This window comes from Paraburkholderia sp. NPDC080076 (assembly GCF_050281145.1).
Classification (GTDB): Bacteria; Pseudomonadota; Gammaproteobacteria; order Burkholderiales; family Burkholderiaceae; genus Paraburkholderia.
Window position 1 is genome coordinate 223,960 of record NZ_JBNNWQ010000002.1, and the last position, 24,425, is coordinate 248,384.

At 63.9% G+C, this 24,425-nt stretch carries 22 protein-coding genes; 12 read left to right on the forward strand and 10 right to left on the reverse strand.

Annotated elements, in window-relative coordinates; genetic code table 11:
* The first annotated feature begins 81 nt into the window (after window positions 1–81).
* From ACQKRQ_RS08380 to ACQKRQ_RS08390, 3 genes are all read left to right on the forward strand, one after another.
* A complete protein-coding gene (locus tag ACQKRQ_RS08380) occupies window positions 82–1,374 on the forward strand; it encodes a THUMP domain-containing class I SAM-dependent RNA methyltransferase (RefSeq protein ID WP_132376029.1) in 1,293 nt (430 codons plus the stop codon).
* A gap of 220 nt (window positions 1,375–1,594) precedes the next feature.
* A complete protein-coding gene (locus ACQKRQ_RS08385; protein WP_427476341.1) occupies window positions 1,595–1,978 on the forward strand; it encodes a VOC family protein in 384 nt (127 codons plus the stop codon).
* A gap of 66 nt (window positions 1,979–2,044) precedes the next feature.
* Window positions 2,045–2,785 (forward strand): helix-turn-helix transcriptional regulator, encoded by a 741-nt coding sequence (locus ACQKRQ_RS08390; RefSeq protein ID WP_132376031.1) that lies wholly within the window; start codon window positions 2,045–2,047, stop codon window positions 2,783–2,785.
* A 55-nt stretch (window positions 2,786–2,840) separates the two neighbouring features.
* On the opposite strand, the gene ACQKRQ_RS08395 is transcribed toward ACQKRQ_RS08390, so the two are convergent.
* Genes ACQKRQ_RS08395 through ACQKRQ_RS08405 form a run of 3 tightly spaced genes read right to left on the reverse strand, consistent with a single transcriptional unit; the run spans window position 2,841 to window position 5,775 of the window.
* Window positions 2,841–4,295: an NAD(P)(+) transhydrogenase (Re/Si-specific) subunit beta gene (locus ACQKRQ_RS08395; protein WP_427476344.1), complete on the reverse strand. Its 1,455-nt coding sequence runs from the start codon at window positions 4,293–4,295 to the stop codon at window positions 2,841–2,843.
* Window positions 4,295–4,621: an NAD(P) transhydrogenase subunit alpha gene (locus tag ACQKRQ_RS08400; RefSeq protein WP_012431753.1), complete on the reverse strand. Its 327-nt coding sequence runs from the start codon at window positions 4,619–4,621 to the stop codon at window positions 4,295–4,297. The genes ACQKRQ_RS08395 and ACQKRQ_RS08400 overlap by 1 nt, the downstream gene beginning before the upstream one ends.
* An 11-nt stretch (window positions 4,622–4,632) precedes the next feature.
* Window positions 4,633–5,775: a Re/Si-specific NAD(P)(+) transhydrogenase subunit alpha gene (locus ACQKRQ_RS08405; RefSeq protein WP_132376033.1), complete on the reverse strand. Its 1,143-nt coding sequence runs from the start codon at window positions 5,773–5,775 to the stop codon at window positions 4,633–4,635.
* A 253-nt stretch (window positions 5,776–6,028) separates the two neighbouring features.
* Between ACQKRQ_RS08405 and ACQKRQ_RS08410 the strand changes: the two genes are divergently transcribed.
* The 8 genes from ACQKRQ_RS08410 (at window position 6,029) to ACQKRQ_RS08445 (ending at window position 15,176) form a co-directional block, all read left to right on the forward strand.
* A complete protein-coding gene (locus ACQKRQ_RS08410; protein ID WP_427476346.1) occupies window positions 6,029–6,508 on the forward strand; it encodes an NUDIX hydrolase in 480 nt (159 codons plus the stop codon).
* A 58-nt stretch (window positions 6,509–6,566) separates the two neighbouring features.
* Window positions 6,567–7,712: a tRNA 2-thiouridine(34) synthase MnmA gene (gene mnmA / locus ACQKRQ_RS08415; RefSeq protein WP_427476348.1), complete on the forward strand. Its 1,146-nt coding sequence runs from the start codon at window positions 6,567–6,569 to the stop codon at window positions 7,710–7,712.
* Between the two features lie 216 nt (window positions 7,713–7,928).
* A complete protein-coding gene (locus tag ACQKRQ_RS08420; protein ID WP_427476350.1) occupies window positions 7,929–9,539 on the forward strand; it encodes an FMN-binding glutamate synthase family protein in 1,611 nt (536 codons plus the stop codon).
* 203 nt (window positions 9,540–9,742) lie between these two features.
* Window positions 9,743–10,750: a glycine--tRNA ligase subunit alpha gene (gene glyQ / locus ACQKRQ_RS08425; protein WP_106310562.1), complete on the forward strand. Its 1,008-nt coding sequence runs from the start codon at window positions 9,743–9,745 to the stop codon at window positions 10,748–10,750.
* A gap of 15 nt (window positions 10,751–10,765) precedes the next feature.
* The gene (glyS, locus tag ACQKRQ_RS08430) at window positions 10,766–12,865 is read left to right on the forward strand and encodes a glycine--tRNA ligase subunit beta (protein WP_427476351.1); all 2,100 of its coding nucleotides are present in this window, start codon (window positions 10,766–10,768) and stop codon (window positions 12,863–12,865) included.
* Between the two features lie 10 nt (window positions 12,866–12,875).
* A complete protein-coding gene (gene gmhB, locus ACQKRQ_RS08435) occupies window positions 12,876–13,430 on the forward strand; it encodes a D-glycero-beta-D-manno-heptose 1,7-bisphosphate 7-phosphatase (RefSeq protein WP_132376042.1) in 555 nt (184 codons plus the stop codon).
* A 40-nt stretch (window positions 13,431–13,470) separates the two neighbouring features.
* Entirely contained in the window at window positions 13,471–14,229 is a 759-nt protein-coding gene (locus ACQKRQ_RS08440; RefSeq protein ID WP_132376043.1) for a lysophospholipid acyltransferase family protein, read from the forward strand.
* Between the two features lie 44 nt (window positions 14,230–14,273).
* Window positions 14,274–15,176, forward strand: coding sequence for a M48 family metallopeptidase (locus ACQKRQ_RS08445; RefSeq protein ID WP_132376044.1), 903 nt, complete (start codon window positions 14,274–14,276; stop codon window positions 15,174–15,176).
* A 68-nt stretch (window positions 15,177–15,244) separates the two neighbouring features.
* Here ACQKRQ_RS08445 and ACQKRQ_RS08450 read toward each other — a convergent pair whose 3' ends face one another.
* The 3 genes from ACQKRQ_RS08450 to ACQKRQ_RS08460 all read right to left on the reverse strand — a co-directional run bounded on the left by ACQKRQ_RS08450 (window position 15,245) and on the right by ACQKRQ_RS08460 (window position 17,265).
* On the reverse strand, window positions 15,245–15,643 hold the full coding sequence (locus ACQKRQ_RS08450; RefSeq protein ID WP_427476353.1) for a hypothetical protein: 399 nt from the start codon (window positions 15,641–15,643) through the stop codon (window positions 15,245–15,247).
* Between the two features lie 26 nt (window positions 15,644–15,669).
* Window positions 15,670–16,056 carry a lactoylglutathione lyase gene (gene gloA / locus ACQKRQ_RS08455; RefSeq protein ID WP_132376046.1) on the reverse strand — a complete coding sequence of 129 codons (387 nt, stop codon included), beginning with the start codon at window positions 16,054–16,056 and terminating at the stop codon, window positions 15,670–15,672.
* Between the two features lie 87 nt (window positions 16,057–16,143).
* The gene (locus ACQKRQ_RS08460; protein WP_132376047.1) at window positions 16,144–17,265 is read right to left on the reverse strand and encodes a porin; all 1,122 of its coding nucleotides are present in this window, start codon (window positions 17,263–17,265) and stop codon (window positions 16,144–16,146) included.
* Window positions 17,266–17,519: 254 nt separating this feature from the next.
* Here ACQKRQ_RS08460 and ACQKRQ_RS08465 point away from each other — a divergent pair, with 254 nt between their 5' ends.
* Window positions 17,520–18,455: a DMT family transporter gene (locus tag ACQKRQ_RS08465; protein WP_408178331.1), complete on the forward strand. Its 936-nt coding sequence runs from the start codon at window positions 17,520–17,522 to the stop codon at window positions 18,453–18,455.
* 33 nt (window positions 18,456–18,488) lie between these two features.
* Here ACQKRQ_RS08465 and rsmA read toward each other — a convergent pair whose 3' ends face one another.
* The 4 genes from rsmA to ACQKRQ_RS08485 all read right to left on the reverse strand — a co-directional run bounded on the left by rsmA (window position 18,489) and on the right by ACQKRQ_RS08485 (window position 24,289).
* A complete protein-coding gene (gene rsmA, locus ACQKRQ_RS08470; RefSeq protein ID WP_427476356.1) occupies window positions 18,489–19,319 on the reverse strand; it encodes a 16S rRNA (adenine(1518)-N(6)/adenine(1519)-N(6))-dimethyltransferase RsmA in 831 nt (276 codons plus the stop codon).
* A gap of 146 nt (window positions 19,320–19,465) precedes the next feature.
* Window positions 19,466–20,476 carry a 4-hydroxythreonine-4-phosphate dehydrogenase PdxA gene (pdxA, locus tag ACQKRQ_RS08475; protein ID WP_132376050.1) on the reverse strand — a complete coding sequence of 337 codons (1,011 nt, stop codon included), beginning with the start codon at window positions 20,474–20,476 and terminating at the stop codon, window positions 19,466–19,468.
* A gap of 5 nt (window positions 20,477–20,481) precedes the next feature.
* Window positions 20,482–21,843: a peptidylprolyl isomerase gene (locus ACQKRQ_RS08480; protein WP_132376051.1), complete on the reverse strand. Its 1,362-nt coding sequence runs from the start codon at window positions 21,841–21,843 to the stop codon at window positions 20,482–20,484.
* A 79-nt stretch (window positions 21,844–21,922) separates the two neighbouring features.
* Window positions 21,923–24,289, reverse strand: a complete 2,367-nt coding sequence (locus tag ACQKRQ_RS08485) for an LPS-assembly protein LptD (RefSeq protein WP_427476359.1) — start codon at window positions 24,287–24,289, stop codon at window positions 21,923–21,925.
* Window positions 24,290–24,425 lie beyond the last annotated feature (136 nt).

The window sequence follows — 24,425 nt, forward strand, 5'->3', positions numbered from 1 at the left end:
CGCCACGCAGGCACCCATGCAAAAGCACGACACCCCGACCGCGTACAATAGCGCCTTATCCAACGCCTTCCGGCAACCTCAATGTCCTTCGATTTCTTCCTCCCTTGCCCGCGCGGCCTTGAAGCCTCGCTTGCGGCTGAACTCGCCGAAATTGCCGCCCAACACCTGAACGGCGCCCCGTTCACGGCCGGCGCACAAGTGCCGGGCGGCGTGCATTTCCGCGGAGGCTGGGCCGCCGGCATGGCCGCCAACCTGTATTCGCGTCTCGCGAGCCGCGTGCTGCTGAAAATCGCGCATCGCCCGTATCGCAGCGAGCAGGACATTTATGCGCTCGCAGTCGAACAGCGTTGGGAACAATGGTTTTCGGCGAACGAAACGCTGCGCGTGGACGTCACGGCGATCAAATCGCCGCTGCGCAGCCTGGAATTCACGACGCTGCGCGTCAAGGACGCCATCTGCGATCGTCTGCGCGAAGTCAGCGGCGCGCGGCCAAGCATCGACACCGCCATGCCCGACGTGCGCGTGTTCGCCTTTCTCACCGCCACCGACTGCACGCTGTATCTCGACACCTCCGGCGATCCGCTCTTCAAGCGCGGCTGGCGCCTCGACAAGGGCGCAGCGCCGCTGCGCGAGAATCTAGCCGCGGGCATTCTGCGTTTGACCGGCTGGACCGCCGGCACTCCTCTGTACGACCCGATGTGCGGCAGCGGCACATTCCTCGCGGAAGCCGCGCAGGTGGCGCTGAATATCGCGCCGGGCGCGGAACGGCGCTTCGGCTTCGAGAAGCTCAAGCAATACGAAGCCAAAACCTGGCAAACACTCAAGGCCGCCGCGCTCGACGCGAAGCACGCCGCGCGCAGTTCGCGCGCCGATCTGCAAATCTTCGGCAGCGATATTTCCGGCGACATGCTCGACAAGGCGCGCGCCAACTTCCAGCGCGCCGGCTTGCCGTCGATTCCCCTCAAACAGGTCGACGCGCGCGGCATGACGCCGCCGACGTCCGCCGCAGGCATACTCGTCGCCAATCCGCCGTATGGCGAACGGATCGAAGTGCGCGGGCGCAATGCCCGGGGCGAGCTTCGCGAAGGCCGCGGCAATCGTGAGAGCCGCGAAGACGAGGGTTTTCGTCGCGCGCAGGAAGAAACGCCGGACAGCGAATTTTTCCAGTCGCTCGGCGATGCGCTCAAGCAGCGCTTCACCGGCTGGCACGCGTTCATCCTGACATCGGATCGCAAGCTGCCGGGCCAGTTGCGTCTGCGTGAATCGACCAAGACGCCGCTCTTTAACGGCGCGCTCGAATGCCGTCTGTTCCGCTTCGATCTGATCGCGGGCAGCGTGCGGCAGCGTCCGCAGAGCGACACGCCGGCGGCGTGAGGTGCGCTGCGTCTGACAGGTAGTTTGGCGACGAAAACCGCGGACTGGCTCCGCGGTTTTTTTTCGCGCGTGGCTTGCGAGCCGTCCGTTTTTTGCAGCGCCTCATTCATCGCTCCTGCCACCCCCTACTGACACCACGCTGTCAGTAGCACCCCCGCACACTCCTTCTCACGCCATCCGGCGCCTTACACGGCTTACCCGCCATCCACAGGAGAGTGACATGTCCGCATCATCCAAAGTTGTTGCATGGTTCGAGATTCCATCCGTCGATTTCGATCGCGCCGTCCGTTTCTATGAAGCGGCGCTCGACGTCAAACTGAATGTCCAGGAAGTCGGCGGCCAGCCGATCGCCGTGTTCGGCTACGAGGAGCCGGCGACCGGCGGCGCGATCGTCCACAGCCCGTCGATGACCCCGACGGAAGACGGCGTGCTCGTCTATCTGAACGCGCAACCGACCGTTAACGCCACCCTCGCGCGAGTCGAGCAAGCCGGCGGCAAGACCGACGGTCCGGTGATCAAACTGCCGCAGGACATCGGCTATATCGCGTTCTTCACCGATACGGAAGGCAACCGCCTCGGCCTGCACTCGCGGACCAACGGCTAAACGCAACACAACGCTCGTGCGCGGCGGCCAGCGAGCACCGCGCACGAACGCCGACCGGAGCGCGGCATGCGACGCTATCATCGCGGGACTGTCCCCGTCCTCTTCTACAAGACGCCCACGATGACACGCCGCGCCGACCGCCTGTTCCAGATCGCCGAACTGCTGCGCGGACGGCGTCTGACCACTGCGCAACAACTCGCCGACTGGCTGCATATCTCGCTGCGCACGGTCTATCGCGACGTGCGCGATCTGCAACTGTCAGGGGTGCCGATCGAAGGCGAAGCCGGTATCGGCTACCGTCTGAGCCGCGCGGCAAGTTTGCCCCCGCTCACCTTCACCGCCGATGAACTGGCCGCGCTCGCCGCGGGCGCGCGCATGCTCGAGTCGTGGGGCGGCGCCGGCTTCGCGGGCGGCGCGCGCGGGGCGCTCGCCAAGATCGCCTCGGCCATGCCCGCCGACAAGCGCGCGACGCTGGAAAGGCTCGCGGTCTTCGCGCCATCGTTTCACATCAAAGGGGATTTTTCCGCGCAATTGGACGCGCTGCATCGCGCGATCGACACGCGGCATGTGGTGAGCTTTGCCTATGTCGATGTGAATGGCGCGGCGACCGAGCGTCGTGTCTGGCCGCTCGCCCTCGCCTATTGGGGCGCGCGCTGGACGCTCGGTGCGTGGTGTGAATTACGGAGCGATTTCCGCAATTTCGGGCTGGAGAAGATTCAGAATCTTCAGGTGCTCGAACAATATCCAGATCAGGAAGGCAGGCGACTCGCGGACCTGTTGCGGCATGTGAATGCGAAGCCGAAGTGAGGATCGCGGTTCGCCGCTGCGAAGCAAACCGCGATCTCGTTCCTTGCGCGCAGGCTTATTCCACCGCCTTCACCATGTCTTCGATCACCTTCTTCGCGTCGCCGAACACCATCATCGTCTTGTCCATGTAGAACAGGTCGTTGTCGAGCCCGGCGTAACCTGCGGCCATCGAGCGCTTGTTCACGATGACCGTACGCGCCTTGTACGCCTCGATGATCGGCATGCCCGCGATCGGTGACTTCGGATCGTTCTTGGCCGCCGGGTTCACCACGTCGTTCGCGCCGAGCACCAGCACCACGTCGACCTGACCGAACTCGCCGTTGATGTCGTCCATTTCATAGACCATGTCGTACGGCACTTCGGCTTCGGCGAGCAGCACGTTCATGTGCCCCGGCATACGTCCGGCCACCGGGTGAATCGCGTACTTCACCTCGATGCCCTTCTCGACCAGCTTGTCGGTCAGCTCCTTCAACGCATGCTGCGCCCGCGCGACCGCCAGACCATAACCCGGCACGATCACCACGGTTTCAGCATTGCCGAGCATGAACGATGCATCGTCAGCCGAACCGGATTTCACCGGACGCTGCTCCGCCGACCCACCTGCCGCAGCCGCCCCCGCTTCGTTGCCGAAGCCGCCGAGAATCACGTTGAAGAACGAGCGGTTCATCGCCCGGCACATGATGTACGACAGAATCGCACCGGACGAACCCACCAGCGAGCCCGCGATGATCAGCATCGGATTGTTCAGGGAGAAGCCGATACCCGCCGCCGCCCAGCCCGAGTACGAGTTGAGCATCGACACCACCACCGGCATGTCCGCGCCACCAATCGGAATGATGATCAGCACACCCAGCACGAACGCGATCAGCGTCATGATGATGAACGGCAACCACGACTGCGTGAGAAAGAACAGGATGCCGAAGCCGAGCATCGCGAGCGCGAGCATCAGGTTGATCAGATGCTGGCCGCCGTACACGACCGGCGCGCCCTGAAAGAGACGGAACTTGTACTTACCCGACAGCTTGCCGAACGCGATCACCGAACCCGAGAACGTGATCGCGCCGACGAACGTGCCGATGAACAGTTCGACCCGATTACCGTAAGGCAGGAAGCCCGGCGTCGTGTTCTCCGGATCGACGAGCCCGAACGCCGACGGCTCCGACACCACCGCATACGCGATACACACGGCAGCGAGACCGATCAGCGAGTGCATCGCCGCGACCAGTTCCGGCATCTTGGTCATCTCGACGCGCGCGGCGACGAACGCACCGACCGCCCCGCCGATCACCAGCGCGACCAGCAGCAAACCGAGCCCTAACCCAAGATTCGAGCCGAGCGCATTCGCCTGCTTGACGATCAGCGCGATGGTGGTGAGGATCGCAATCGCCATCCCGACCATGCCGAAGGTGTTGCCAATGCGCGCCGTCTTCGGATTCGACAGCCCCTTGAGCGCCTGAATGAAGCAGACCGACGCGACCAGATAAAGCAGCGTGACGACGTTCAGACTCATTACGCGTTCTCCTTGGCAGCGGCGGGGAGCTTCTTCGGTTCTTTCTTGCGGAACATCTCCAGCATTCGTCGTGTGACGAGAAAGCCGCCGAACACGTTCACTGCCGCCAGTGCGACCGCGAGCGTGCCGAAGAACTTGCCGGGGGTGCCCAAGGTCAGGCCCGCGGCCAGCATTGCGCCGACGATCACGATCGCCGAAATCGCGTTGGTCACGGCCATCAGCGGCGTGTGCAGCGCGGGCGTGACGTTCCAGACCACGTGGTAGCCGACGTAGATCGCCAGCACGAAGATGATCAGGTTGATGACGGTGTGGTTGATGACTTCCATCGCCGCTCTCCTTAAGCCTTGCGCGTGACTTCGCCGTCACGGGCCAGCAGCGTGGCCGCGACGATATCGTCCGCGAGATCGATGTTCAGGGCGCCTTCCTTCGTGATGATCAGCTTCAGGAAGTCGAGCAGGTTGCGTGCGTAGAGCGAGGACGCGTCGGCGGGCACCATCGAAGCGAGATTCGTATAGCCGACGATGGTCACGCCGTGTTTGATGACGACCTTGTCCGCTTCAGTGAGCGGGCAGTTGCCACCGCGCTGGCCTTCGTACTCGGCACCGCGGCCCGCGGCGAGGTCGATCAGCACGGAGCCGGGTTTCATCGCCTGCACGGTTTCGACCGAGATCAGCGTCGGCGCGGCGCGGCCAGGGATCAGCGCGGTGGAAATCACCACGTCGGCCTGTTTGGCCCGTTCGTGGACCAGCGCGGACTGGCGCGTGAGCCACGAAGGCGGCATCGGCCGCGCATAGCCGCCGACGCCCTGCGCGGCTTCGCGCTCCTCGTCGGTTTCGTAGGGCACGTCGAGAAACTTCGCGCCGAGCGATTCGATCTGCTCTTTCACCGCTGGACGGACGTCGGAGGCTTCGATCACGGCGCCCAGGCGCTTGGCGGTCGCGATCGCCTGCAAACCGGCCACGCCCGCGCCGAGAATCAGCACGCGCGCGGCTTTCACGGTGCCCGCCGCGGTCATCAGCATCGGCATGAAGCGCGGATAGAGCGTGGCGGCCAATAAAACCGCCTTGTAGCCCGCGATGTTCGCCTGCGACGACAGCACGTCCAGACTCTGCGCGCGCGTGGTTCTCGGCGCGGCTTCGAGCGCGAACGCGGTCACGCCCGCAGTCGCCAGCTTTAATGAGTTTTCGGTATTAAACGGATCGAGCATGCCGACCAGCGTCGCGCCGCGTTTAAGCAACGGCAACTCGGCATCGGTGGGCGACTGGACCTTCAGGACGAGTTCAGCGCCAAAAGCGGTCGCCGCATCGACGATCTCCGCGCCGGCGGCCGTAAAGGCATCGTCTGGAAAGCTGGCGCCGGTCCCGGCGCCGCTCTGGATCGTGACCCGGTGGCCCTGGGTCACATACTTCTTGACCGTTTCGGGCGTCGCGGCGACGCGGGTTTCGTGCGCGCGCGTCTCGGCTGGCACTCCGATGTGCATCTTGTTCCTCCTCGACTTCCTGTTTTACGACAGATCGGCCGACGAGGCCCGCCGGCTTGCGAGTGCAACGGCTAACGCCTCACTTTAACCGAAACAGGGGGGTGCGCAGAAATCGGGGACAATCCGGGGGTGCCCGGCGGACCGGCCCGACGTCGCGGACGGCGAGCGGCCGGCCCGCCGGTCGTGCCTGTCACCCGCAACCGGCCGGCCGCTTCCCGGCAGGCGAGGCCCATAAACGGTAAAATGCGCACCCATGAAACCGGAAACCTGGCTGCCGCACGTCACCGTCGCGGCCATCGTCGAGCGTGACGGGCGTTTTCTCGTGGTCGAGGAGCATACCGTCGACGGCCTGCGCCTGAACCAGCCCGCGGGCCATCTGGAAGCGGGCGAGACGCTTGAGCAAGCGGTGATCCGCGAAACGCTCGAGGAAACCGCCCACCCGTTTGCGCCCGAGGCGCTGGTGGGCATGTACATGACCCATTTCGAGCGGCCCGGCAGTGAGGGCGTGACCTACCTGCGCTTCACCTATTGCGGCACCGGCGGCGCGGCCGATCCGCAGCGCGCCCTCGACCCCGACATCGTCCGCACGTTGTGGATGAGCGCCGACGAATTGCGCGGCTGTCCCGAACGGCACCGCACGCCGCTCGTCATGCAATGTCTCGACGATTACCTCGCGGGCCGGCGTTTCCCGCTCGACTTCGTGCACACGCATTCGGTCGGGCAAAAAAGATAGCCGCAACGAGCGGCCAACCCACGATCCATGAAGTCACGCAGCACCCAGTGAGCATCTTATGAGCAAGCAGAAAGTCGTAGTAGGCATGTCGGGCGGCGTCGATTCGTCGGTTACCGCATGGCTGCTGAAGGAACAAGGCTACGACGTGGTCGGCCTGTTCATGAAAAACTGGGAAGACGACGACGACAGCGAATACTGCTCGACGCGGCAGGACTGGATCGACGTGGTCTCGGTGGCGGACCTGATCGGCATCGACGTCGAAGCGGTCAACTTCGCCTCCGAATACAAAGACCGCGTGTTCGCTGAATTCCTGCGCGAATACTCGGCCGGCCGCACGCCGAATCCGGACGTGCTCTGCAACGCCGAAATCAAGTTCAAGGCTTTCCTCGACCACGCCATGTCGCTCGGCGCCGAAACCATCGCGACCGGCCACTATGCGCGCGTGCGCGAGAACGATGGCCGCTTCGAACTGCTGAAGGCGTTCGACCATACGAAAGACCAGTCGTACTTCCTGCATCGGCTGAATCAGGCGCAGTTGTCGAAGACGCTGTTTCCGCTCGGCGAGATTCCGAAAACCAAAGTCCGCGAAATCGCCGAGCAGATCGCGCTGCCCAATGCGAAGAAGAAAGACTCGACCGGCATCTGCTTTATCGGCGAACGGCCGTTCCGCGACTTCCTGAACCGCTATCTGCCGACCAAGCCCGGCCCGATGAAAACCACCGACGGCAAAGTGGTCGGTGAACATATCGGCCTCGCGTTCTACACGTTCGGCCAGCGCAAGGGCATCGGCCTCGGCGGCAGCAAGGACGGCAGCGGCGAGCCGTGGTTCGTCGCCGGCAAGGACATTCCGTCGAACACGCTGTATGTCGCCCAAGGCCATGATCACTCGTGGCTGCTCAGCCATACGCTGTCCGCGGGCAATACCAGCTGGGTGGCGGGCGAGCCGCCGGCGGACGGCTTCGCGTGCGGCGCGAAGACCCGTTACCGGCAAGCGGATGCGCCATGCACGTTTAGCAGAACGAGCAGCGGCGAAGGCCTCTTCGAGCTGAATTTCGACGCGGCGCAATGGGCTGTCACACCGGGGCAATCTGCGGTGCTCTACGATGGCGACGTGTGCCTCGGCGGCGGCATCATCGAACATGCGGTCACCGGGCAGCCGGTCGCGCGTGAGCCGCAAAAAGCGGCGCTGCTGACCGCCCGTTGATCCAGACGTCCAATCGTGCGGCAACGCGGCCTGGCGCCGCACGCTTCGCTTTCACGTTTCAATCTGCGCTGCGCGTGGCATCCACGCGTTCGCTCTTCAAACCGCAGCTAGCTTCACCATAACAAGCAGTCGCTCGTTTTCCTTTGCGGCGGATTCCGTCTGCGCCGGCAGCGCTGGCGATCCCGCCGTGACGATCCTCACTGCACTGGAGTCCCCATGTTTTCTCGACGTTATCTGGCCATGTGGTGCGCCGCCGCGCTGTTCGCCGTCTGCGCGGCGTTCGCCGCCACGCAGCACATTTCGTGGTTCTGGATCATCGTGCCGCTCGCACTGGTCGCGCTCGGCCTGTTCGACCTGACGCAGCAGCGCCACGCGATCCTGCGCAACTATCCGCTGTGGGGCCACTTCCGTTTCCTGTTCGAATTCATCCGCCCGGAGATCCGCCAGTATTTCGTCGAAGGCGACACGGACGAAAAGCCGTTCTCGCGCGCCCAGCGCAGCATCGTCTATCAGCGCGCGAAGAACGACGTCGACAGCCGTCCGTACGGCACCGAACTCGACGTCAAAGCGATCGCGCACGAATGGATCAGCCACTCGCTCGCACCTACCACGCTCGAGAATCACGACTTTCGCATCGTCGTCGGACCGGATCGCGCGCAGCCTTATTCGATGTCGATCTTCAACGTCTCGGCGATGAGCTTCGGCTCGCTGTCGGCGAACGCGATCATGGCGCTGAACCTCGGCGCGAAGAAAGGCAACTTCGCGCACGACACCGGCGAAGGCTCGATGTCGAAATATCACCGCGAGCACGGCGGCGACATCATCTGGGAAATCGCCTCGGGCTACTTCGGTTGCCGCAACGACGACGGCAGCTTTAGCGCGGAGAAGTTCGCGAAACAAGCCGCCGAGCCGCAAGTGAAGATGATCGAGGTGAAGCTCTCGCAAGGCGCGAAGCCGGGCCACGGCGGCGTGCTGCCGGCCGCCAAGATCACGCCGGAAATCGCGGAGACGCGCGGCGTGCCGATGGGCCGCGACTGCATCTCGCCGGCCACGCACTCCGAGTTCTCGACGCCGCGCGGCCTGCTCGAATTCGTCGACCGTCTGCGCACGCTGTCGGGTGGCAAGCCGACCGGCTTCAAGCTGTGCATCGGGCATCCGTGGGAATTCTTCGGCATTGCCAAGGCGATGCTGGAAACGGGCATCCTGCCGGACTTCATCGTCGTGGACGGCGCGGAAGGCGGCACGGGCGCGGCGCCGCTCGAATTCACCGACCACGTCGGCGTGCCCTTGCAGGAAGGTCTGCTGCTGGTGCACAACACGCTGGTGGGCATCGGCTTGCGGCAACGTATCCGCATCGGCGCGAGCGGCAAGATGATCACCGCGTTCGACATCACCAAGACGCTCGCGATCGGCGCGGACTGGGTCAACGCGGCGCGCGGCTTCATGTTCGCGGTGGGCTGCATCCAGGCGCAGACCTGCCACACGGGGCGCTGCCCGACCGGCGTCGCGACCCAGGACCCGGTGCGCCAGCGCGCGTTGGTGGTTCCGGACAAGGCCGACCGCGTCTTCAATTTCCATCACAACACGCTGCATGCGCTGAAGGAAATCATTCAGGCCGCGGGATTGAAGCATCCGGCGGAACTGCGCGCGCATCACATCGTGCGGCGCGTGTCGTCGCATGAGGTGCGTTTGATGTCGGAGCTGCTGAAGTATCTCGAACCGAACGATCTGCTCAACGGTCACTACCGCTACTCGCTGTTCGAGAAGTATTGGCCGGTGGCGCAAAGCGATTCGTTCTCGCCGAAGATGGAGCTGGCGGCGACCTGATCCGCCCGCCGACGCACCCGGCACGACGCAGGGCCGCCACACGCGGCCCTTTGTCGTCTAAAGCACACTCGAACTCCCGTCCGACCCCGCAAAACGGACACCCCCCTCCCTTTCCGTTAAAATCTACGGTTTAGCACTTCGCTCCACGGCCACCCGGCGCGCTTCGGCGCTCACGGCGCGGCCCCATGCCCGAAAGGCACTTCATGCTCACGTTTCAGCAAATCATCCTGACCTTGCAGTCCTACTGGGACAAGCAGGGTTGCGCGTTGCTCCAGCCGATCGACATGGAAGTCGGCGCGGGCACGTCCCACGTCCATACCTTCCTGCGCGCGGTCGGCCCCGAGCCGTGGCGCGCGGCGTATGTGCAACCGTCGCGCCGCCCGAAAGACGGCCGCTACGGCGAGAACCCGAACCGTCTGCAGCACTACTACCAGTACCAGGTGGTGCTCAAGCCTGCGCCGGAAAACATCCTCGATCTGTACCTCGGCTCGCTCGAAGCCCTCGGCTTCGACCTGAAGCAGAACGACGTGCGCTTCGTCGAAGACGACTGGGAAAACCCCACGCTCGGCGCCTGGGGTCTGGGCTGGGAAGTGTGGCTGAACGGCATGGAAGTGACCCAGTTCACGTACTTCCAGCAGGTCGGCGGCCTGGATTGTAAACCCGTGCTCGGCGAAATCACGTACGGGCTCGAACGCCTCGCCATGTATCTGCAGAAGGTCGAGAACGTCTACGACCTCGTCTGGACCGAATGGGAAGAACAAGGCCCGAACGGCCCGGAACTGCGTCGCCTGACTTATGGCGACGTGTACCACCAGAACGAAGTCGAACAGTCCACCTACAACTTCGAGTACGCGAACGTGGAGTTGCTGTTCTCGATCTTCAATAGCTACGAAGCCGAAGCGAAGCGCATGATCGAAGCGCAGATCGCGCTGCCCGCCTACGAGCTGGTGCTGAAGGCCGGTCACACGTTCAACCTGCTCGACGCACGCGGCGCCATTTCGGTCACGGAACGCGCGGCGTATATCGGCCGCATTCGTGCGCTGTCGAAGCTGGTCGCGCAGGCCTACTACGATTCGCGCGAAAAGCTCGGCTTCCCGATGCTCGGCAATCCGGTGCACGGCGTGCCCGGCCTCACGACCGACGAACAGGACGCCGCGATGCCCGCGTGGGCGCCGCCGCTGAAAGTCGAACGCAAGATCGACCAGGACTGACGAGAACATCAACACATGACTCAACCCCATCAAGCTACCCTGCTCGTCGAGCTGCTGACCGAAGAACTGCCGCCGAAGGCGCTCGCGCGTCTCGGCGACGCCTTCGCCGAAGGCATTGCGCAGCGCCTCGCGGCGCGCGACCTGGTCGAAGGCGAACTGTCGTTCGAACGTTATGCCACGCCGCGCCGCCTCGCCGTCACGATCAAGAACGTGCGCGCGGTTGCGCCGGAAAGACACGTGCGCGAAAAGGTGCTGCCGGTTTCCGTCGCGCTGGATAAAGATGGCCAGCCCACCGCGCCGCTCGCCAAGAAACTCGCCGCGCTCGGCTTCCCCGATTTTTCGGTGAACGACCTGGAGCGCGCGCAGGACGGCAAGGCCGAAGCCTTCTTCCTGCGCTACGCCGCGCCCGGCGCCACGCTCGCCGACGGCCTGCAAAACGCGCTCGACGAAACGCTCGGCAAGCTGCCGATCCCGAAGGTCATGACGTATCAGCGCCCGGACGGCACCAACGTTCAGTTCGTGCGTCCGGCGCATCGACTGACCGCGTTGCATGGCGAACAGATCGTGCCGGTGAGCGCGCTCGGCATCGACGCCGACGACACCACGCTCGGCCATCGTTTCCTCTCCGAAGGCTTCGTACAGATCCAGCACGCGGACTCGTACGCCGAGACGCTGCTGCACAAAGCCCACGTGGTGGCGAATTTCGCCGACCGCAAGGCAACCATCCGCACGCATCTGCTCGCGCAAGCCGACGGCGACCAGGTGGTGATGCCGGAATCGCTGCTGGACGAAGTGACGTCGCTGGTCGAATGGCCGGTGGTCTACGCGTGCCGTTTCGAGGACGAATTCCTGCAAGTGCCGCAGGAATGCCTGATCCTCACCATGCAGACCAACCAGAAATATTTCGCGCTGACCGATGCGAACGGCAAGCTGCGCTCGCGCTTCCTGATCGTGTCGAACATCGAGACGTCCACGCCGGGCGATATCGTCGAAGGCAACGAACGCGTGGTGCGTCCGCGTCTGGCGGACGCGAAGTTCTTCTTCGAGCAGGACAAGAAGAAGCCGCTCGCGGACCGCGTGCCGTTGCTCGCGAACGTCGTGTATCACAACAAGCTGGGTTCGGCGCTGCAACGCGTGGAACGCGTCGAAGCGCTGGCCGGCGCGATCGCCGGATTGATCGGCGCCGACGTGGTGCTCGCGATGCGCGCCGCGCGTCTGGCCAAGGCCGACCTGATCACCGACATGGTCGGCGAATTTCCCGAGCTGCAAGGCACGATGGGCACGTACTACGCGCGCCACGACGGCGAGCCGGAAGAAGTCGCGCTCGCGTGCTCGGAGCACTATCAACCGCGTTTCTCCGGCGACGCGTTGCCCACCACCGCGACCGGCACTGTCGTCGCACTGGCCGACAAGCTGGAAACGCTGGTCGGCATCTGGGGCATCGGCCTGCAACCCACGGGCGAGAAAGACCCGTTCGCGTTGCGCCGTCACGCGCTCGGCGTGCTGCGCATTCTGGTCGAGAAGCAACTGCCGATCGATCTGGTCGAACTGCTGCGTACCGCTTACGCGCAATTCGCCGCGGTGCCGAATGTCGCCGATTCCACGCAAGCCATTTACGAATTCAGCATGGACCGCCTGCGCGGTCTGCTGCGCGAGCGCGGCTATGCGCCGGGCGAAATCGACGCGGTGCTGGCGCTGAACCCCACGCGTCTGGACGACATCGTTGCGCGTCTGGATGCCGTGCGTGAATTCGCGTCGCTGGCGGAAGCGGCCTCGCTCGCGGCGGCCAACAAGCGCATCTCGAACATCCTGAAGAAGTCGGAAGGCGCGGCGACCGGCGGCGTGCAGGCCACGCTGCTCATCGAAGCGGCGGAAAAAGCCTTGCATGCGCAACTCGAACAGGTCGCGCCGCGCGTGCAATCGCAACTGGCCGCACGCGACTACACGGGCGCGTTGACCGCGCTCGCCGCGTTGCGCGAACCGGTCGACACGTTCTTCAACGACGTGATGGTCAACGCCGAAGATCCGGCATTGCGCGCCAACCGTTTGGCCTTGCTCGGCGCACTGCATCAGCAGATGAACTGCGTCGCCGATATTTCCCGACTCGCCGCCTGAGCCCCGCGCCATGCCAACCAAAAAAGTGGTGATCCTCGACCGCGACGGCGTGATCAACGTCGACTCCGACGCGTTCATCAAGTCGCCGGACGAATGGGTCGCACTGCCCGGTTCGCTCGAAGCCATCGCGCGTCTGAACCAGGCCGGCTATCGCGTGGCGATTGCGACCAACCAGTCGGGCATCGGCCGCGGCCTGTTCGACATGAACGCGCTCAACGCGATGCATCTGAAAATGCATCGCATGGCGGCAGCGGTCGGCGGGCGCATCGACGCGGTGTTCTTCTGCCCGCACACGGCGGAAGATCATTGCGAGTGCCGCAAGCCTAAGCCCGGCATGTTGAAGATGATCGCCGAGCGCTTCGAGGTCGACCCGGAACATACGCCGGTGGTCGGCGACGCCATGCGCGATCTGCAAGCAGGCGCCTCACTCGGCCATCCGACTCATCTGGTGCTGACCGGCAAGGGCCGCAAAACACTTGCGGCCGGCGGCTTGCCCGAAGGCACGATCGTGCACGACGACCTGCGCGCATTCGCACTCGACTTCCTCGCCGACGCTCAAGAGTGACGCGCGCCACGCGCGTCCCCATCCCTCACTGACCACGCCGATGCGCTTCATCCGTTCTTTGCTTCTGCTGATCTACTTCGTTCTGTTCACGGTGCCGTACGCGACTGCATGCTTCATCGCATTCCCGTTCATGCGCGCCGACAATCGCTACTGGATGGCCGCCGGCTGGTGTCGCGCGACGCTGCATACGGTGCGTTGGCTCAACGGTATCCGCTACAACATCGAAGGCTTCGAAAACCTGCCCAACGGTCCCGCCGTGCTGCTCTCCAAGCATCAATCGGCATGGGAAACGCTGGCGTTTCCGGCGCTGATGCCGCGGCCGCTGTGCTACGTGTTCAAGCGCGAACTGCTGTACGTGCCGTTCTTCGGCTGGGCGCTCGGCATGCTGAAGATGGTTCATATCGATCGCAAGGAAGGCAAGTACGCGTTCGAATCGGTCATCAAGCAAGGCAAGGCACGCATGGCGGAAGGCGCCTGGGTCATCATGTTTCCGGAAGGCACGCGCACGCCGACCGGCAAGCAAGGCAAGTACAAAACCGGCGGCGCGCGTTTCGCGACGGCCACCGGCGCGCCGGTCGTGCCGATCGCGCACAACGCAGGACGTGTGTGGCCTCGCAACTCGTTTCTCAAATATGCGGGTATAGTCACAGTGTCGATCGGCAAGCCGATCGACACGACGGGGCTCACGCCCGATGAAGTGAACACGCGCGTCGAACAGTGGATCGAAGCTGAAATGCGTCGCATCGATCCTACCGCGTACCGCGCGGCGGAAAGCAGTTCCGCCGCCGCACCAATCTGACGCGCCCACGCCCTCGAAGGCGTATTTGCGCGAAGCCGAATCCGATGCAGAAGTCTCCCACGCCACAGCCCGCTGCGGCGCTCGATAACCGGCAACTCGATCTCCCGCTCTTCGCCGAGCCGGGGTCGACGTCGTCGTCCCCTTCACCTTCCGCACCTACGCCCGGTGCTTCGCAGAGTTCGCCAGGCGGCCAGCAGCCGGCCGTGCCGCTTGCGCCGGATGGCAGCAAGTTGCGCAGCCTCGCGATCGGCTCACGCACGCTCCATTACGCGCTCAAGCGTTCGGCGCGCCGCTCGATCGGCTTTGCGATCGACAGCACCGGTCTGACGATCACCGCGCCGCGCTGGGTCACGCTCGCCGATATCGAAACCGCGATCACCGAAAAGCAGCGCTGGATTTTCACGAAGCTGATCGAGTGGCAGACGCGTGTCGAGCAGCGCGCGTTGCCGAAGGTCGACTGGAAAGACGGCGCCGAGGTGCCGTATCTCGGTCAGCCGGTGCGCGTGAAACTCGGCGCGCCGCAAGGCACGCTCGCATTCAGCGCGGAAGATGCGGCGTTGCAAGTGCCGCTGCCCTTGCAGGCGGATCCGCAGCAGATCAAGGATCGCGTGCAAGGCTGGCTGCAGGGTGAAGCGAAGCGCTTGTTCGGCGAGCGCCTCGCGATTTACGCGGAGAAACTGGGCGTGAACTATCGCGCATACGCGCTCTCGTCAGCGGCGACGCGTTGGGGCAGTTGTTCGAGCGACGGCAAGATTCGCCTGAACTGGCGGCTGATTCACTTCCCGCTTTCCATTATTGATTACGTGGTCGCGCACGAGCTCGCGCACCTGCGTGAAATGAATCACAGCCCACGCTTCTGGCAAACAGTCGAATCGATCTTTCCGGAATTCCGCGAAGCGCGCCAGACGTTGAAGTCGCATCCGCCGGAATTGCTGCCAACGCTTTGAGGCCTTCCTCGCGCTTTGAATGAAACCGGCGCTTCAGCCTGAAGCGCCGGTTTGTCACGCACTGCCGCTCATTCGGAGCAGAAGGTTTCCTGCAGATGACGCCACGTCACCTTGCCATGCGCGTCGAGATCCATCACCGCCGTGGAGCGCCGCACGTTCGCGTTGCCGGCGTTGTCGCGCTGATACTCGCGATATTTCACCACCGCGCCTGACGGGTACTCAGCGACGATCTCCTTGTCGCGGATCGCGATTTGCGAGCCCGGACGCGCGCCGTGCAGCTTCGAGAAAATCTCGCGCAGGCCGGCGTGATCCAGCGCGATGCCCGATGTCATGACCAGCGTGAACTGCGGCGAGAAGCGGGCCATGATTCGCTGCAGCGCGCCTTCGTCCGCGGAACCGTCGAACAGGGCTTCGATTTCGACGTGGATCTCGTCGAGTTCTTTGAAGTAGGGATTGATGTTATTCATTGTTCGACCTCGCCCTGCCGCCTGCCTTATTTCTTCTTCTGGATGAACTCGATCTTGTAGCCGTCCGGGTCCGTGACGAAAGCAATCACGGTCGTGCCGTGTTTCATCGGGCCGGCTTCGCGCACGACCGTACCGCCTTGTGCCTTGATTTTGTCACATGCGGCGTATGCATCTTCCACTTCGACAGCGAGGTGGCCGAAGCCGGTGCCGAGGTCGTAGGTGGGCGTGTCCCAGTTGTGGGTGAGTTCGAGCACGGTGCCATTGCGTTCGTCTTCGTAACCGACGAATGCCAGCGTGAATTTGCCGTCCGGATAATCATCGCGGCGCAGCAGTTTCATGCCGAGCAGTTCGGTGTAGAAGGCGATCGAACGGTCCAGGTCGCCGACCCGGAGCATAGTGTGAAGAAGGCGCATTATGCACTCCCTGTTGCGTGGTAACGAGACCGTCAATGTACCCGGAATCCCGCGACGCTGCAGAGAGTGCCCTCTGTGAATCAGTACTCAGAATTGATGCCGCACGCCTGCCATCAAGCCGATCTGCGAGCCCTTCTGCGCGAGCCCGACGCTGTTGACGCCCTGCAGTTGCGCGCCGATCAGGTCGCCGCGGTACAGCGAATAATCGCCTTCCAGATAGACGTCCGTGCGGCGGGACAGGTTGTAGTCGGCGACCAGTTGGTACTGCCACGCGGAGCCGTCCTGCGCGGCGGTTTTGCCGTCCTGCAGCGTGCGCCAGACGTTCGCGGCGAAATGCCACTTGTTGCTGACCTGTTGCGTGATGCCGCCCATGATCATGCGGCGTCGCGCAAAGTCCGTGTACTTGAGCGCCGCCAGCACGGGCGCGGTGAACGGCCCGTTGGCGAAATTCGAAAAGCCCGGGTCGTTCTGATTGACGATGTAGCCGGCGGAAAAGCGCGTGAGGTTCCAGGTGTACGAGCCGCCGAACGTCCACGTCTTCGCGGCCGCGCCGTTGACCGAATCTTTCGACACTTCGTACGCGCCGCCTACGCTGAACGGCCCGCCTACCGGCTTATAAGCCGCGGCCGCGCCGATCTGACTGCCATAGGAATTGCCCGCGTTGCCACCGAACGCGTAGCCGGCCGCAAACGTGAAGCCGTTGTATCTCGCCTGATATTGCACCTGGTTGCTGGTCCAGATGCCGCCCGTCATTGTGATTTCAGGTTGAAAACTGAAGTCGTACGGGATCCAGGAATTGCTGCCGTAGCCAGCCACCGTGACGCCTTCGATCACGACGTTGTATTGACGGCCGAGAATGATCTGGCCGTACGAATCCGAACGCACGCCGACCTGCGCTTCATTGAAAAACGGCAGCGTGGGATCGCTTTGTCCGGTGTTGATATAGATGCGGTTTTCGAGTTTGAAGAAGGTAGACCAGCCGCCGCCGAGATCCTCGACGCCCTTCAGCCCCCAGCGGCTTTGCGTCATGCCACCGGTGCCGAGTCCGATCGACGAATCGCCCGCCTTGTTGACGTGAGTCAGATAGCGCACGCTTTCGTCGACCACGCCGTACAGCGTCACGCTGGATTGCGCGTGCGCCATCTGACACCCCAACGACGCCAATGCCGCGGGCACCGCGGCCGCTGCCCACCTGCCTACGTTCTTCATGCCTTCTCCTCGTACAGGCTGCGCATCGCGCGGATAGTTCGTGCCTTGAATGTCCTGACGAAACGTTTGTGGCTGAACCTTATCGCGAAACGGCACCCGTGCGAAATTAGTCTGAAGCAGGTGTTGTTAAGTCAGCAAAAACGCTTGCCGGCGTGCTTTCGGCCCGTAAGAAGCACGCGTAGGCGGTGGGGTCATCGGCGGGCGGCTCGGGCAGGTTTGATATCGTACGGGCTGTTCCCGACTCGACCCACCCCATGAGCACCTCCGCCCTGCCCGCACGCCGCACCCCGGATAGCTTCGCCATCCTGTTGATGATCGGCCTGTGCGCGATCTGGGGTCTCCAGCAAGTGGCGATCAAGAGCACCAACGCGACGCTGCCGCCGGTCTTTCAGGCGGGCGTGCGTTCGGCGATTGCGGCGGTACTGGTATGGGGCTGGGCACGCTCACGCGGCACGCCGCTCTTTCGCGACGACGGCACCCTGGGCGCCGGCCTGCTCGCGGGCGTGCTGTTCGCGGGCGAGTTCGTGTGCATTTTTCTCGGCCTGACGCTAACCAGCGCATCGCGCATGGCGGTCTTTCTGTACACCGCGCCGTGCTTCACGGCGCTCGGGCTGCACTGGTTCGTCGACGGCGAGCGCATGCGGCGGATTCAGTGGCTCGGTATCGTCGTGGCGTTCGCGGGCATGTCGCTCGCCTTCGCGGACGGCTTCCTGCACGGCCACGCCGCGCGCGGCTCGGTGCTCACGGGTGTTGTGGGCGACGCGCTCGGTGTGTTGGCCGGCGTCGCATGGGCCGCGACCACCGTGGTGGTGCGCGCCACGCGCCTCGCTCAATCGAGCGCCAGCAAGACGTTGTTCTATCAACTGACGGTCTCGGCCGTGGTACTCCTCGCGCTTGCGCTCGGGCTCGGCCAGGCGCATGTGGCCACCGTCACGCCGCTGGCCGTGGTGAGCCTCGCGTATCAGGCGGTGATCGTGGCGTTCGTCAGCTATCTGGTGTGGTTCTGGCTGCTGACGCGCTATATCGCGTCGCGCCTGTCAGTGTTCTCGTTCCTCACGCCGCTGTTCGGCGTGACCTTCGGCGTGCTGCTGCTCGGCGAATCGTTCAGCCTGCGCTTTCTGATGGCCGCGGTGCTGGTGTTGACGGGCATCGCGCTGGTCAACGCACCGGCGAAGCGGGTGACGATCTAGAGCCTCGGCCCGTCAGAGCCCAAGCCCCAAGCCTTAGGCTTTGGCCGCCACGATCTGCGCCACGCGCACGTACTCGGCCACCGGCACATCTTCGGCGCGACGTTGCAGGTCGAAGCCGAGCGCCTCGAAATCCACCGAATCGCGATACGCAGCGAGCGTGTTGCGCAACATCTTGCGACGCTGCGAGAACGCGGCCGTCACCACTTCGCCGAGCACGCGCTCGTCCACCGGCGCCAGTTCATGCAGCTCGTACGGAATCATCCGCACGATCGCCGAATCGACTTTCGGCGGCGGGTTGAACGCTTCGGGCGGCACGTCGAGTTGCTTGTCGATTACATAGCGATATTGCAGCATCACCGAAAGACGGCTGAACGCCTTGGTGCCCGGCTCCGCCACCATCCGCTCGACTACTTCGTTCTGCAACATGAAGTGCTGATCGATCACGCGATGCGCGAACGACGTCAGATGAAACAGCAGCGGGCTCGAAATGTTGTACGGCAGATTGCCGACAATGCGCAGCGACGCCTTGTCGCCGGGCGCGGCCAGCGAGCCGAAGTCGAACGCGAGCGCGTCGCCCGCATGCAGTTCGAGCAGGCCGCCGAATTTCGTCTTCAGACGGCCGATCAGATCGCGATCCAGTTCGACGGCGTGCAAGGGCGCTTCCGGCGTCGCCAGACGCTCGATCAGCGGTTCGGTGAGCGCGCCGAGGCCCGGCCCGATCTCGACCATACGCTCGCCGCGTTGCGGCCGGATGACATCGACGATCGAATCGATCACGCCCATGTCGACCAGAAAATTCTGACCGAAACGCTTGCGCGCGATATGACCCTGGTGCCGGCCCTGTTCCTGTCTGCTGGTGGACATCGAAGAAACGCTAAGAAAGAGAACTGCTTAAGAAAAGGAACCTGCTGAGCGGCGCGCGCTTGCTCGACGCGCTCGCCATGCCGCATACATAGCTAGCGGCAGGATACCAGCGAGACGCCGTGCACAGGCCGCGCGACAGCGCCGAATCAGCCCGCGCGGCGGTGCTGCGCCATCGACACCGCCGTCTCGATCGCGGCGATCAGACTGCCCGCGTCGGCGCGGCCCGTGCCGGCCAGATCGAGCGCGGTGCCGTGATCGACCGAGGTGCGGATGATCGGCAAACCGAGCGTGACATTGATGCCTTCGCCGAACGTGGCGTACTTCAACACCGGCAGGCCCTGGTCGTGGAACATGGCCAGCACGCAGTCGGCCTCATCCAGATAGCGCGGCTGGAACAGCGTGTCGGCCGGATACGGACCGCGCGCGTCGATGCCTTGAGCGTCCGCGAGGTTCAGCGCCGGCGTGATGACCTCGATTTCCTCGCGGCCCAGATAACCGTTTTCGCCCGCGTGCGGGTTCAGCCCCGTCACGAGGATGCGCGGCGCGGGCAAACCGAAGTGGTGCCGCAAATCGTGATCGATGATGCGCAGCGTCTCGACAATGCCTTCGATCGAAAGCGCGGCGGAGACATCCTTGAGCGGCAGATGCGTGGTCGCCAGTGCGACGCGCAACGGACGCTTGCCGGTGCCGGCCAGCATCATCACCACGCGCGGCGTGTGCGTGCGCTCGGCCAGATATTCGGTGTGGCCGGTGAAGGGCACGCCGGCATCGTTGATGGTGCTCTTTTGCAGCGGCGCGGTGACGATCGCGTCGAACGTGCCGGCTAGCGCTCCGTCGATCGCGCTGTCGAGCAGATCGAGCACGTAGCGGCCGTTGGCCGCGTTGAGCTTGCCCGCGACGGCAGGCGCCCCGAGCGGCCGGTGTTGCAAGCGCACGCGCTTGCCATCCGCCACCAGTGCGCTCCAATCGACACCCACGGCACGCGCGCGTTCGGCGAGCAGGTCCGCGTCGCCCAACACGGTGAACTGCGCGTGGGGCCAATGCGCCGCCGCGCCCGCCAGTGCCTGCGCCGTCAATTCGGGGCCCACGCCGGCGGGCTCGCCGGTCGTGATCGCGATCTGCAACGGTGGGCGGGCGGACTGGGCGGCGCTTGTCATGACAGTTATTGCATGCTCGACTGAGTGGGCTTCACTTCCACGTACGCGGTATCGCGCAGTTCGCGCAACCAGTCGGCGTAAGCCTGTTCCGCCTTGCGCTGACCGATGGCCTGGCGCGCCAGATCCATCTGCTGCGAGACCGAACCTTCGGATTCGCGGCGGCCCAGCACCTGAATCAGGTGGTAGCCGTATTCGCTGCGAACCGGGTCGCTGATCTGGCCGTCCTGCAGGCTGTTCATGGCGCGCTCGAATTCCGGCACCGTCTCGCCCGGGCTGATCCAGCCGAGGTCACCGCCTTGCGACGACGAACCGTCTTGCGAGTAAGTGTGCGCGAATTTCGAGAAGTCGCCGCCCGAAGCGATCTCGCTCTTGATTTCGAGCAGCTTCTGACGCGCTTGCGGTTCCGACATGCCGTCGCCGACGCGCAGCAGAATGTGACGCACGTGCGTTTGCACGAGCTTCGGCGCATCCGAGCTGGCGCCCTGACCCGCGCGGCGATCGACCAGACGCACGATTTCGAAACCGTCGTTGGTGCGGATCAGATCCGGATTGACTTCGCCGGGACGCATTGTCGAAGCGGCCTTGACGAATTCAGGCGGCAGCTTGGACGGTGAAGCGAAACCCGTATCGCCGCCTTTCGATGCATCCGGCGCCTGCGAATTGGACTTCGCCAGCTTTTCGAAGTTGGCGCCGCCCTTGGCTTCGGCGAGCAATGCTTGCGCCTTCTGCTGCGCCGCTTCGATATCCGTCTCCGACGCGTTCAACGGCGCCTTGATGAAAATGTGCTGCAGATGCAGATCGCTCGTCAGGCCGGCGTTCGGGCCACGCTGACTGGCGATGTAGTTCGCGACTTCGGCGTCCGACACCGTGACCTTGCTGTCCACTTCCTTCTCGCGCAGACGCGAGAGCGTCAGTTCGGTACGCGCGTCGCTGGTGAACGTGCTCCAGGGCACGCCTTGCGCCTCGATGCGCGAGCGATACACGTCGAGCGACAGGTTGTTCGCCGCGGCAAGCCGTTCGAGCGTTTTTTGCACGGTGGCGTCGTCGATGTTGATGCCGTCTTCCTTGGCCTTTTGCAACTGGATGCGTTCCAGCACCATCTGGTTGAGCACCTGCTGGCGCAACTGGTCCATCGGCGGGACCGGCGCGTTCTGCTGGTTCAGGCGGCGGGTGATCAGGCTCATGCGTTCGTCGAGCTCGCGCCGCGTGATGACACCGTTGTTGACCACTGCGGCAATGGTGTCGACCGTCTGGCCGCTACTGCCGCCCAGCGCCTGCGCCTGCACCGGCGCAACCGACAGGAAAGACGCCGCGGCGGCAATACCGGCCGCAAGCGTTGCCAAGCGAAGCTTTTTCATGATTGCCACAGATACTCCAATGATGTCGGGCGCGCCTGGCCCGTCTTTTCGCACTTTATAAATGATGCGCCATTCGTCAAACGATGCGTCATTCGTAGTTGGTGAACCGCGACTCCGGCGGCGGCGGCGGCGGCAACGGCGTATAGCCCGCCACGCTGGCGCGGAATGCGGTCATCAGCCCGTTGTCGACGCTCGACAAGCCCTTGAACGTCAACTGCGCGAGGAACCGCGTGCTCGACTGATTCTGCCCCGAGGTGTTCAGACCGTTCGCGTAGCGCTGGATCCCGGCCCCGAGCGTCCAGCAGTCGGCGTCGTACTGCAGGCCGACCAGACCGTCGACGATCCGGTGGCCGCCCAGGTCGTAATTGAACCGGCCCACGCCGTACACCCGGTGCGTGAGCGGCCACTGCCCCGAAATCAGCACCTGATTGATCGGCTGGTTGTCCAGCGTGGTGTTCGCGCGCGTGTAGCGGTACGCGACGTTGATCACCTTGCCGGTGGCCGGACTGAACCCGAAGCCGACGCTCGTCTTCACCAACTGGTTGTTGTCGGCATTATATTGGAACGCCGTTTCCGAAGCGAAACCGGCGCCGAGCTTGAACGACGCCCCGGCGATAAGGTCCGAGTGCGTGGCCTGCGCGCTGGTCTGGGTAGGCTGCAGCGTGACGCGCTGGTCCTGGAAGTAATACTGCTGCGCGATCACGAATCGCGCCCGTTCGTCGCCCGTTGCCGCGTTGATGAAGCGCGTGGTGAGAGCAGCCGTCAGACGGTTCGCGTCGGCGATCCGGTCGTTGCCGACGAAGGTGTTCGGCGTGAAGATTTCCGCCAGCCCGAAGTCGGAGTCGGCGGTGTCGAACAGCGGCGCGGATTCCTGATTGCGGAACGGCGTGTACACGTAGTACAGGCGCGGTTCGAGCGTCTGGATGTAATCCTCGCCGAAGATCCGCACCGAACGGTCGAAGATCAGGCCCGTGTCGAACGACAGCGTCGGGATCGATTCGGTGAAATTCTTCGGCGTGCCGACCGGCACGTCGTCGCCGATATTGCGCAGGTTGTACGACGCAAAGTGCCACTGCACCTTCGGCGTGACGAAGTAACCCGGCCCGACTACCGAATACGAAATGTACGGGTTGAACATCACCCGCTGACCTTCGGTCATGTCCGCGGTGGTGATGCGGAAATTCGTGTAGTCGGCTTCCGCGCCGAAGTCGAAGCCGCCGACGTTGTACTTCGCGTACTTCACGTTCAACTGAGGCTCGCGGCCGTACGGCGCGACCGACGGCGTCAGCGTCTGCCAGTGCTGCTCGCGCGCGAGCACCGACCACGGGCCATTGTTGTAGGTCAACCCGGCTTCCTGTTGATACAGGAGCTGGGTGCCGTTCATGAACTGATTGACCGACGACGACAAATCTTCCGGATACGTGTTGTCCGAAACCTTGTTGTAGTAGATGTAGCCGCCGAACCCGTTGCCGAAGTTCTGGTTGTGCTGGATGTACAGCGCGTAGCGGTTGGTCTTGGTCAGATGGTCGTCCGGCAGGAACTCGCCGGTGATCGAGCCGGAATACGTGGGCGACAGGTAACGGAACGACGCCTGCGTCTGCACACCGCGTTTCGAGATCAGACGCGGCGTGAGCGTCAGATCGCGATTCGGCGCGATGTTGAAGTAATACGGCACCGACAGTTCGAAGCCGTTCGACGAACTCAGCGAGAACGTGGGCGGCAAAATCCCGCTGCGCCGCTCGCCCGAGAGCGGGAACGACAGCCAGGGCGAGGCGAACACCGGCACGCCCTGGAAGAACAGCACGCCGTTGTAGGCGACACCTTCGTCCGCGCCGGTGTCGAAATCGAACTCGCTGCCCTTGATGTACCAGGCCGGATCGTCCGCGCACGCGCAGGCCGTGTAAGTGCCCTTCGTGAAGACCGAGCGCTCGTTGTCGAGCAGGTCGACGCGCTCCGCGCTGCCCGAGCCGCCCGTCACGTTGAAGTGGTACTTCGGCGCGGTCATGAAGCCTTCGCTCGAATCCACGCGCATGTGCGCTTCCGGGCCGACGAACGAATTGCCGTTGTTGACTACGTGGACCTGGCCGTACGCGTCGGCCATATCCGTATCCTGGTCGTAATGCAGCGCGTCGGCCTTGATCACGACCGTATTGCGCCGCACCTCGGCCGAGCCCTTGGCGGCCATGTCCTGGTCGGTGGTGCCGGTGGTCGTGTCGCCGAGCACGAACGTGGCCGGTTTCTGGCCCTGCTGCAACGGACGTTCTTCCAGCTGCGGGGCAAGCTGCATGCCCCAGGGCGCGTCGATAGGTTGCGGCTGCGCGGCTTCCCCCACCAACTGGGCGTGCGCAAGCGCGGGCATCAGGCCCGGAGCGGCGATCAACGCCGCGACGAGCCGCCTTTTGCGCGGCACAACGGCACAAGAGGGAGTCGTTTGGGAAAGCTGTCTAGGCGGCATGTATCGTTTGGCGAATCGGCTCGTCCGTCAGCATCTGCAGTCACGGTCCACCGCCTGCACACCCCGACCGTGACAGTCGGCTGCACATCAATATTTACAATCTGTCGAACGATGAGGCGGGCGGTAAAGCGGAATA

Bases quoted from the DNA above. Each gene is read 5' to 3' on its own strand.
- gmhB (WP_132376042.1), top strand. From the start codon at position 12,876: ATGCCAACCAAAAAAGTGGTGATCCTCGACCGCGACGGCGTGATCAAC.
- ACQKRQ_RS08405 (WP_132376033.1), bottom strand. From the start codon at position 5,775: ATGCACATCGGAGTGCCAGCCGAGACGCGCGCGCACGAAACCCGCGTC.
- glyS (WP_427476351.1), top strand. From the start codon at position 10,766: ATGACTCAACCCCATCAAGCTACCCTGCTCGTCGAGCTGCTGACCGAA.
- ACQKRQ_RS08390 (WP_132376031.1), top strand. From the start codon at position 2,045: ATGCGACGCTATCATCGCGGGACTGTCCCCGTCCTCTTCTACAAGACG.
- ACQKRQ_RS08395 (WP_427476344.1), bottom strand. From the start codon at position 4,295: ATGAGTCTGAACGTCGTCACGCTGCTTTATCTGGTCGCGTCGGTCTGC.
- gloA (WP_132376046.1), bottom strand. From the start codon at position 16,056: ATGCGCCTTCTTCACACTATGCTCCGGGTCGGCGACCTGGACCGTTCG.
- glyQ (WP_106310562.1), top strand. From the start codon at position 9,743: ATGCTCACGTTTCAGCAAATCATCCTGACCTTGCAGTCCTACTGGGAC.
- ACQKRQ_RS08460 (WP_132376047.1), bottom strand. From the start codon at position 17,265: ATGAAGAACGTAGGCAGGTGGGCAGCGGCCGCGGTGCCCGCGGCATTG.
- ACQKRQ_RS08385 (WP_427476341.1), top strand. From the start codon at position 1,595: ATGTCCGCATCATCCAAAGTTGTTGCATGGTTCGAGATTCCATCCGTC.
- ACQKRQ_RS08380 (WP_132376029.1), top strand. From the start codon at position 82: ATGTCCTTCGATTTCTTCCTCCCTTGCCCGCGCGGCCTTGAAGCCTCG.
- rsmA (WP_427476356.1), bottom strand. From the start codon at position 19,319: ATGTCCACCAGCAGACAGGAACAGGGCCGGCACCAGGGTCATATCGCG.
- ACQKRQ_RS08410 (WP_427476346.1), top strand. From the start codon at position 6,029: ATGAAACCGGAAACCTGGCTGCCGCACGTCACCGTCGCGGCCATCGTC.
- ACQKRQ_RS08485 (WP_427476359.1), bottom strand. From the start codon at position 24,289: ATGCCGCCTAGACAGCTTTCCCAAACGACTCCCTCTTGTGCCGTTGTG.
- ACQKRQ_RS08465 (WP_408178331.1), top strand. From the start codon at position 17,520: ATGAGCACCTCCGCCCTGCCCGCACGCCGCACCCCGGATAGCTTCGCC.
- mnmA (WP_427476348.1), top strand. From the start codon at position 6,567: ATGAGCAAGCAGAAAGTCGTAGTAGGCATGTCGGGCGGCGTCGATTCG.
- ACQKRQ_RS08445 (WP_132376044.1), top strand. From the start codon at position 14,274: ATGCAGAAGTCTCCCACGCCACAGCCCGCTGCGGCGCTCGATAACCGG.
- ACQKRQ_RS08440 (WP_132376043.1), top strand. From the start codon at position 13,471: ATGCGCTTCATCCGTTCTTTGCTTCTGCTGATCTACTTCGTTCTGTTC.
- ACQKRQ_RS08450 (WP_427476353.1), bottom strand. From the start codon at position 15,643: ATGAATAACATCAATCCCTACTTCAAAGAACTCGACGAGATCCACGTC.
- ACQKRQ_RS08400 (WP_012431753.1), bottom strand. From the start codon at position 4,621: ATGGAAGTCATCAACCACACCGTCATCAACCTGATCATCTTCGTGCTG.
- ACQKRQ_RS08420 (WP_427476350.1), top strand. From the start codon at position 7,929: ATGTTTTCTCGACGTTATCTGGCCATGTGGTGCGCCGCCGCGCTGTTC.
- pdxA (WP_132376050.1), bottom strand. From the start codon at position 20,476: ATGACAAGCGCCGCCCAGTCCGCCCGCCCACCGTTGCAGATCGCGATC.